The organism is Corynebacterium sp., from assembly GCF_030538285.1.
Taxonomy (GTDB): Bacteria; Actinomycetota; Actinomycetes; order Mycobacteriales; family Mycobacteriaceae; genus Corynebacterium.
Window position 1 is genome coordinate 1 of the sequence record NZ_JAUNUG010000073.1, and the last position, 8,280, is coordinate 8,280.

Sequence of the window (8,280 nt, forward strand, 5' to 3'; positions counted from 1 at the left end):
CCGGCGCGGGATGCGGTTCGGGGGCCGGGGCCGGTTCCTGCGCGGTTGGCGACGGCAGCGTCGACGTCACCGTCACCGGCGTGGAGGACTCACGGGTGATCGTCGCGCCGGCCGGGTCGATGTTCGGCGCGGAGGAGTTGTTGGCCAGCACCGAACCGGCCGCCGCCACGAGGACGAGCAGTCCCAGGATGGCCAGCAGTGGAGCAAAGCGTTGCAGGGTGGACATGAGGATCCTTCCGGGTCTCTGATTACTGTTAAGTACCAGTCTGCGGCCGCGCTGTGAAGTACCGATGAGTCGGAGATGAAGGATCTCTCATGGAGGGGCGGGGCTAGAAAATACGCCCGCTGTCAAAATGTCACATTATACGAGTGCACGTATTCTTATAGGCCCTGTTAGCGACTGTTTATAACATTTACGCCCGTCGGCAAAAGCCAACGGTCGTAAAATCTGACATGGCGGGCGGGGGCTTAAGAAGCGTCCACCTCCCGGTTGCGCAGGGCCCGGGCCACGCGGTCGCGCTGCTCGGCCACCACGCGACGCAGGCCGGCGGGCAGGTCCTGCGCGAGGAATTCATCGGCGCGCGCCAACCCGGCCGCCGAGATATCCCACACCGGGTACAGGCCGGTGAGCGTGGTCAGGGCGATCTCGGAGGAGGAGTGCTCCCAGAGTCGCGGCGCCACCTGGAAGTACTCGTCGTTGAACTGCGTCAGGTGCGGGGCGGAACCCGGGTAGACCAGGCCTTCCATGCGGAAGCGGGCGTCGACGTTCGACAGATCACCGGCGGCCACCTCATCCCAGATGCGCTTTTTCACGGCCGGGTCGTTGGCGGCGGCCTCGGCGCGCAGGGCCGCCTGGCGGCCGGTGGCGGAACGGTCACGCGCCCGCTCGGTGGCGACCTCGGAGACATCCGCGCGCCCGTAGGCGATGAGTGCGGTCAGCGCCAGCCAGCGCAGCTCGGCGTCCTTGGAGGATTCCAGCACCTGCGCCAGGCGGTCGGCGGCGCGCGGGTTGAGCGGCAGCTTGGTCAACGCGTGGGCGAAGACCAGCGCGACCTCCGGATCGGGGGACTTGCGGCCGGTGAGGTAGGCGTCGACAAGCAGGGCGGTGCCCTCGCGCTCCCACGCCGGATCGACGTAGGTGCGCAAGGCGATGGTGGCCTGCGCAAGGATGCGCTCCAACACGGCCAGTTCCGTCTCGGCCGCCGCGCCGCGGGCGACGAGGCGGACGAAGTCGCGGGCCTTCATGCGGCCGTCGCGGGTGGCCTCCCAGGCGGCGGACCAGCACAGGGTGCGGGCCATGGCATCGTCGATGCGGTCGATGTTGTCCACCACGAACGCCAGCGAGTCCTCGTCGAGCTGCATGAGGCAGTAGGTGAGGTCCTCGTCGTTGACCAGCACCAGGTCAGCGGCCTCGACGCCGATGAGTTCCGGCACCGGGGTCGACGCCCCGGAAACGTCGAGTTCGACGCGGTGGGTGCGGGAGACGCGGTCGTCGATAAGCGAATAAAGGCCGACGCAGATGCGGTGGGTGCGCAGTTCGCCGGCACCCGGCGCGGCGCCGGACTGTGCGACGGCGAACTCGGAGTACTTCCCGTCCTCGATAGTGACGGCGGGGGACAGGCGGTTGATGCCGGTGGTCTTGAGCCATTCATCCGCCCAGCCGGACAGATCGCGGCCGGAGGCGGTCTGCAGCGCGGCCAGCAGATCGTCGAAGGTGGCGTTGCCCCACGCGTGATCCGCGAAATGGCGACGCACGCCGGACAGGAAGGCCTCGCGGCCGACATAGGCCTGCAGCTGCTTGAGCACCGACGCGCCCTTGGCGTAGGTGATGCCGTCGAAGTTCTGCTCGACCGTCTCGATGTCGGTGGCATCGGCCAGGATCGGGTGCGTCGACGGCAGCTGATCCTGCTGGTAGGCCCAGGATTTCTCCACATTGGCAAAGGTCACCCACGCCGTGTCGTACTGCGTGGCCTCCGCCTGCGAAATTGCCGCCGACCACGTGGCGAAGGACTCGTTGAGCCACAGGTCATCCCACCAACGCATGGTCACCAGATCGCCGAACCACATGTGCGCCAGCTCATGCAGGATGGTCTCCGCGCGGCGCTCGTAGCGGTAATGGGTGGCCTTGGAGGTGAAGACGTACTCGTCGCGGATGGTCACGCACGCCGCGTTCTCCATCGCGCCGAAGTTGAACTCCGGGCAGAAGACCTGGTCATACTTGCCGAAGGGATACGCCATGCCGAAATGCGCGTGGTACCAGTCAAAACCCTGCTTCGTCTCGGTGAACAGGCGATCCGAATCCAGGTGGCCGGCCAAGGAACGGCGACAGTACAGACCCAAAGGCACGCTCAGCTCCGTCGGCTGGTCGGCAGGGGTCTCCGGGTGGTGCGTCAGCGTGCCGTTCCACGTGGAGGTGACCTCGGTGAAGCGACCCGCGCACACGGCCACCAGGTACGTGGACAGCGGATAATCCACGCTGGAGCGGTGGATCGCCCGCTCGCCCTGCACGTTGGTGGCCTGCGGGCCGTTCGAGATGACCTTCCAGTCCGCCGGGGTGGTCACCGTCAGCGCATAGGTGGCCTTGAGATCCGGCTGGTCGAAGCAGGCGAACACTCGCTTGGCGTCGGCGGTCTCGAACTGGGAGTAAAGGTAGACCTCATTGTCCGCGGGATCCACGAAACGGTGCAGGCCCTCGCCCGTGCGGGAATAAGGGATGGTGGCGGTCACACGCAGCGAATGGCGCCCCGGGGTGAGATCGTTGAGCGCGATGCCAAAAGTGTCGTCATAACCGTCCTCGTCGAGGGTCAGTGCCTCCCGGCGGATGTTCTGCCCATCGAGGTACACGCCGTCGACGTGGGTGGCGCGCAGGTCAATGAAAGTGGACCCGGCTTCCCGGACATTAAAGCTCACGGTGGTGATGCTGCCGAACTCCTCGGTGCCGGTGAGGTCGAGGGCGATGTCGTAGTGGTCCACCTCGAGCAGGCGCGCGCGGTGGGCGGCTTCCTCGCGGGTGAGGTTGATGGAGGTCACTTGTTCTCCTGGTGTCGGAAATTTATGTGCACCGCCCACACTAGTCCGCGCGTATCATGAGCTCATGACAACAAATACTGTGAAATTCTGGTTCGACGTCACCTGCCCCTTCGCGTGGCTGACCTCCCGTTGGATGAAGGAGGTCGAGCAGGTCCGCGACATCGAAGTTGAGTGGATCCCGATGTCCCTGTCCGTGCTTAACGACGGCCGCGACCTCGACCCCGGCTACCTCGCCGCCATGGAAGCCGCCTGGGGCCCGGCGCGCGTATTCACCCGCGTCGCCCTCGAGGAGCCGGGCGCCGTCGATGGCCTCTACACCGCCATGGGCACCATCATCCACGCTGGCAAGCAGAGCGGGAAGAAGGGCTTCGGCGCCTACGACGGCGTCATCGAGCAGGCTCTCAAGGACGCCGGCCTCAGCTCCATCTACGCCACCGCCGCCAACTCCGAGCAGGTCGACGAAAAGCTCCGCGCCTTCCACGAGTCCGCCATGGACGAGGTCGGCGATGAGGTGGGCACCCCCGTGATCAAGCTCGGGGACACCGCCTTCTTCGGTCCGGTGATCACCCGCGTGCCCACCGGCGAGGAGGCTGGAGAGCTTTTCGACGCCGCCCTCCGCCTCGCCCAGTTCCCCTACTTCTTCGAGCTCAAGCGCTCCCGAACCGAAAACCCGCAGGTGTAATGCATGTTTGAGACGACCCTGACCGCCACCATCATCGCCGCGGTGGCAGCGGCTATCGCCTACTTCACCTGGAACACCAACAAGGCGGTGGCCTCCCTGGCGGCCGTGGTTTGTCTGGTTGCGGCTGCCGTGGCCGTGCTGGCCGGCTTCCTGGGTGCCGTGATGCTGGTGCTGCGAATTATCCCGGTCCTGCTGCTCGTCCTGGGCATCTGGATCGCGTGGAAGGTGTTCAGCTCGCGGTCCGATGCGGGGCAGCGCCGCTAGTCCCACCTCTTACAGGGGGTATGAGTACTTCTCGGTGGTTTGAACCACCCGTAAGTACTCATACCCCCTGTAACTTCTGTGACTGGCGGCGGAGAGTTCCGCGCCGCTCCGGCACCCAGGTAGTATCGGCAGCATGCGCGTTTACCTTGGAGCAGACCACGCCGGCTTTGACATGAAGAACATCATCGCCGAGCACCTGAAGAAGCAGGGCCACGACGTCATCGATTGTGGCGCCCACACCTACGATGCCGACGATGATTACCCGGCCTTCTGCATTGAGGCCGCCTCCCGCACCGTCAATGACCCGGGTTCCCTGGGCATTGTGCTCGGTGGTTCGGGCAATGGTGAGCAGATCGCCGCGAATAAGGTCAAGGGCGCGCGTTGTGCTCTGGCCTGGTCCCCGGAGACGGCTCGTCTGGCGCGTGAGCACAACAACGCCCAGCTCATCGGCCTGGGCGGCCGCATGCACTCCGAGGAGGAGGCGCTGGCGATCGTCGATGCTTTCCTGGAGCAGGAGTGGTCGCAGGCGGAGCGTCACCAGCGCCGCATCGATATCCTCGCCGACTACGAGCGCACGGGTGTCGCCCCGGAGCTTCCGGCCGAGTAGAGGGCCCGGACTTTTTCTTCACGACGTCCCGCCACCGCGCACCCCAGTTGGAGGAGGCGGATGGCGCGTTCGGCGGCGTCGATAAGTAGTTGACGGCCGTCGCGGACGGCGTCTTCCAGTGCCATGGGCACGGTCATGATGGATTGAATGGCGCCGATGCCGACCTCGTGGACCTGCGGTGCGCCTTTGCCCAGGGAGCCGGCGAGTGCCAGGACGGGCACGCCGGTGGTTTGGGCGCGGCGGGCGATTTCGGCGGGGACTTTGCCGCGCGGGGTCTGGAAGTCGATGGCTCCTTCGGCGGTGATGACGAGGTCGGCGGTGTCGACCAGGTCGCCTAAGTCGACGCGGCCGGGGAGCTCGCCGAGCAGGACGTCGAAGCGGTCACGGGCGGTGGCGCCGAGGGCCATTAGGCCCGCGCCGAGCCCGCCGGAGGCGCCGGAGCCGGGGCCGTGATGGATGTCGGCATCGGGGTGGAAGGTATCGGCCAGCAGGTCAGCCCAGTGGGTCAAGGCGGCGTCGAGCTGCTTGACCTGCTTTTTCGACGCCCCCTTCTGCGGGCCGAAGATGTGGGCCACGCCCTTCTTGCCGCTGAGGATGTTGTGGATGTTGCAGGCCAAGACGATTTCCACGTCAGCCAGCCCGGGGTGGAGGTGGCTGGGGTCGAGGGTGGTGGCGTCGATAAGCGCGGAACCACCGGGGCGCAGGGACTTGCCGCGGGCGTCGAGAACCTGCAGGCCCAGGGCCTGGAGGGCGCCGGCGCCGCCATCGGAGGTGCCGGAGTCGCCGCAGCCGACAACAATCTTCTCCACGCCGTGATCGAGTGCCGCCGCGATGAGCTCGCCGACACCATAAGTGCTAGTGGCGCCGGGATCCCGCAGGTCGCGGGGCACCAGGCGCAGGCCGGCGGCCGAGGCCATCTCTAGGACGGCGACTTTTTCCTCCACGAACTCCAGCCAGGTGGCGGTGACCTTTTTACCGACGGGCCCGGTCACCTTCGCGCGGTGCAGCACCGTGCCGGGGCGGGTGGCGAGGATCTCGATGGTGCCTTCGCCGCCGTCGGGAACCGGGAAGGTATCCACGCGCACGCCAGGCAACACGCGGCGCACCCCGGCGGCAATCGAATCGGCGACGTCCACCGCGGACAGGGACTCCTTGAAACCGGAGGGGGCGACGAGAACTCTTTCGGGCATGTACATGGTCATGGCAATTCCTTTCAGATAACGGGCAGGCCGAGGAGCGGCCAGATGACAAAGGCGAACAGCGTGGTCACGGCGAGATGCATCGGTGCCAACCAGGCGGAGGCGATGAGCAGGTCGCGGGTGTCGTAGTGGTGGTCGGGGCCGTCGCCGCGGAAGATCGCCAGCGGTTTCGCGGAGGCCGGCAGGGTGTGGCAGAAACCGGCGGCGGCGGTGGAGATGAACGCGGCCGCCACGGGGTCGACCCCGGCGGCGGGTGCCGTGGCGATGACAAGTGGCACCAGCACTGCTGAACGCGCAGAACGGGACTGGATGAGTAGATGGGCGGCCGTCGATAAGCAGATGACGGCGATGACGAACACCCAGCCGGGCATCTGGCCCAGCACGCCGGTGGCCAGCACCTCGGCTGCCCCGGAGGAACTCAACGCCTGGCTCAAGGCGACGGTGGCTGTCATGAACAGCAGCAGCGACCACGGCACCTTCTTGATCGCCGGGCCCAGGTCCGCTGTCCCCAGGTGCGGGGAGGTGATGAGCAGCGCACCGAGTACCGCGACCATCGCTGCGGGAATGCCGTGGAGAGTCTCGGTGAACCACAAGGTGACGGCCACGGCCAACACGGTCAGGGAGCGGGTCTCCGCCGGGGACAGGCGCACCGACATGCCCGCGCCGAGATCCGCGCGCTCAATGTGCAATGTTTCCCGACGCTGCGCAGCGCTACTGAACACCAGGAAGATGATCTCCGCCGCCAGGTGCGCGGACACCAAAGCCAGGGGCAGGCCGAGGATCATCCAGCGGGTGAAGGTGAAGCCCTCCAGCCCTGCGCCGGTGAGGATCTGGTCGGTGATCAGGTGCGCGCCCGCGCCGATGAGCGAGGCCACCGCGGAAAACAGCACCACCGAGGGCAGCGCCAGCGCCAGCACCCGGTTGAGCCAGCCGGGCAGCACCCCGATGAGCACCATGAACACCGGCAGCACCAGGGCGGCGCGACCAGAGGTGGCGGGCACGGCGAAGGCGGTGAGCACCACCGCCAGGGTGAGCAGGTGGAGCAGCACCCGCGGGGAGCTCACCCCGGCGGACAGTGCCACGGCCACGCGCATCGCCAGCCCGGAGGACGCCACCCCGCCGGCGAGGATGAAGGCGCCGATGAGCAGCCAGGTGGTCTCATCGCCGAGGGGGCTGAACATGTCCTCGACACCGATGACATCGATGACCACCAGCACGCTCGCGGCCCCGAGTGCCACATAAGTGTCGCTGACCTTCGAGAACACCCAGAACCACACGGCGGCGGCAAAGACCACCAGCGTGGCGCGCGCCGCCGGCCCCACCGGCAGGGGGATGAAACACAGAGCAAACACGCCGAACGCGCACACGATGCGCACCCCCAGCGCCGGGGTCCACTGGATCCGCGGACGGCGGGGCGGGGCGGGCGGGGTGGTGATGACCCGGGTGGCATTATCAAGAATCATCGCGGGCCTCCAGGGGCAGCAGCACGCCGAGGACACTTCCCTGGCCGGGTGCGGTTTCCGCGAAGGCGTGGCCACCGTGGGTATCGGCGACAGTGTGGAGGGGGGTGGCGTCGAGAAGCTCTGCTACGGCGTGCTCCGGCACGTCCGCGCCGGGGGCGTGCAGCCAGAGGGCGATGCCGGGGGTCGGCTTGTCCACGCTGCGCACCCCGAGCTGGCACTGGTGGCCCTGCGGGGCGAGGCGATCGGCGGCGTCCTGGAGGGCGGGGAGGAGGCTGCGGGCATCGGCCAGCACAGAAGGCTGGAGCTGGCGGAACAGGCGCCCCGACAGCAGCCACGCCAGCGCCCCGCCGAGCGCAAGCGCCCCGAGCCCGACGCCGAGCAGCACCTGCAGGTGGCTGAGCAGTGCGGCCTGGTCGGTGTCGGTGAAACGGACGACGATCAGTGCGGTGTCCTCCCCGGCCAGCTGCGTGCGACCCCAGTGGATGCTCCCGTGCGTCGGATCCTCCACCACGCCGGAGGGCTGGTCGGAGGCATGCGCCGCGCGGACGACCTCGTCGCTGATGCTCAGCGGCCGCGGAGGATGCGTGATCTGCATGATCTGCCCGTCGACGAGCCCGATGATCGCCTCATCGCGCCCCGGAATCTGCCGGGACAGGTACACCTCCAGCAGGCGGCTATCGGATTCGAAGGCGGCGGCGGTGGCGGGATCGGTGCCGTCGCGGGCGAAGGTGGTGAATTCTTCGATCTCCTGGCGGACGTCGGCGTTGGCGTCCTCGGAGATCCCGGCGAGCAGAATCGTGCGGGTGGTCAGCACCAGCGCGGCGAGCGTGACGCCGAGCAGCACCAGAAACCACACGACGATGCGTCGCCGGAAGGAATGGAAAACTGTCATGTCCTCCATCGTCGGGGCGGGCGGTGAAAGCCCCATGAGATCAGCGTGAAGAATCCTTCATGTGACTACCAGCCGGCGAAATCGCGTTCCAGACGGCGGGGCGAGTCGATGACGTTCCAGGTCGTGGGCACAGATGCTTCTCG

Annotated in this window: 7 protein-coding genes and 1 pseudogene; 3 read left to right on the forward strand and 5 right to left on the reverse strand. The window is 67.2% G+C overall.

The genetic code is table 11. From position 1 onward, the window contains the following. Together Q4G50_RS14055 and pepN are read right to left on the reverse strand one after the other, a co-directional pair. Positions 1–226: pseudogene (locus tag Q4G50_RS14055) on the reverse strand (hypothetical protein); the annotation flags it as partial. A gap of 242 nt (positions 227–468) precedes the next feature. Continuing rightward, positions 469–3,030, reverse strand: coding sequence for an aminopeptidase N (gene pepN, locus Q4G50_RS14060; RefSeq protein ID WP_303378279.1), 2,562 nt, complete (start codon positions 3,028–3,030; stop codon positions 469–471). Between the two features lie 64 nt (positions 3,031–3,094). Here pepN and Q4G50_RS14065 point away from each other — a divergent pair, with 64 nt between their 5' ends. The 3 genes from Q4G50_RS14065 to Q4G50_RS14075 all read left to right on the forward strand — a co-directional run bounded on the left by Q4G50_RS14065 (position 3,095) and on the right by Q4G50_RS14075 (position 4,583). Next, entirely contained in the window at positions 3,095–3,712 is a 618-nt protein-coding gene (locus Q4G50_RS14065; protein WP_303378280.1) for a DsbA family protein, read from the forward strand. A gap of 3 nt (positions 3,713–3,715) precedes the next feature. Beyond that, positions 3,716–3,976 (forward strand): hypothetical protein, encoded by a 261-nt coding sequence (locus tag Q4G50_RS14070; protein WP_303378281.1) that lies wholly within the window; start codon positions 3,716–3,718, stop codon positions 3,974–3,976. 133 nt (positions 3,977–4,109) lie between these two features. Beyond that, on the forward strand, positions 4,110–4,583 hold the full coding sequence (locus Q4G50_RS14075) for a ribose-5-phosphate isomerase (protein ID WP_303378282.1): 474 nt from the start codon (positions 4,110–4,112) through the stop codon (positions 4,581–4,583). Here Q4G50_RS14075 and Q4G50_RS14080 read toward each other — a convergent pair. The 3 genes from Q4G50_RS14080 to Q4G50_RS14090 are packed head-to-tail and all read right to left on the reverse strand — an operon-like array spanning position 4,541 to position 8,137. Next, complete coding sequence (locus Q4G50_RS14080) at positions 4,541–5,785, reverse strand: glycerate kinase (protein WP_303378283.1); 1,245 nt, start codon at positions 5,783–5,785, stop codon at positions 4,541–4,543. The genes Q4G50_RS14075 and Q4G50_RS14080 overlap by 43 nt on opposite strands. Positions 5,786–5,796: 11 nt before the next feature. Next, positions 5,797–7,245, reverse strand: coding sequence for an SLC13 family permease (locus Q4G50_RS14085; RefSeq protein WP_303378284.1), 1,449 nt, complete (start codon positions 7,243–7,245; stop codon positions 5,797–5,799). Beyond that, on the reverse strand, positions 7,235–8,137 hold the full coding sequence (locus Q4G50_RS14090) for a hypothetical protein (RefSeq protein ID WP_303378285.1): 903 nt from the start codon (positions 8,135–8,137) through the stop codon (positions 7,235–7,237). The genes Q4G50_RS14085 and Q4G50_RS14090 overlap by 11 nt, the downstream gene beginning before the upstream one ends. Positions 8,138–8,280: the final 143 nt, after the last annotated feature.

What these genes read in the sequence shown, in the direction of transcription:
- Q4G50_RS14080 (WP_303378283.1), bottom strand. Translation starts at nt 5,785, where the DNA reads ATGACCATGTACATGCCCGAAAGAGTTCTCGTCGCCCCCTCCGGTTTC.
- Q4G50_RS14090 (WP_303378285.1), bottom strand. Translation starts at nt 8,137, where the DNA reads ATGACAGTTTTCCATTCCTTCCGGCGACGCATCGTCGTGTGGTTTCTG.
- Q4G50_RS14085 (WP_303378284.1), bottom strand. Translation starts at nt 7,245, where the DNA reads ATGATTCTTGATAATGCCACCCGGGTCATCACCACCCCGCCCGCCCCG.
- Q4G50_RS14065 (WP_303378280.1), top strand. Translation starts at nt 3,095, where the DNA reads ATGACAACAAATACTGTGAAATTCTGGTTCGACGTCACCTGCCCCTTC.
- Q4G50_RS14075 (WP_303378282.1), top strand. Translation starts at nt 4,110, where the DNA reads ATGCGCGTTTACCTTGGAGCAGACCACGCCGGCTTTGACATGAAGAAC.
- Q4G50_RS14070 (WP_303378281.1), top strand. Translation starts at nt 3,716, where the DNA reads ATGTTTGAGACGACCCTGACCGCCACCATCATCGCCGCGGTGGCAGCG.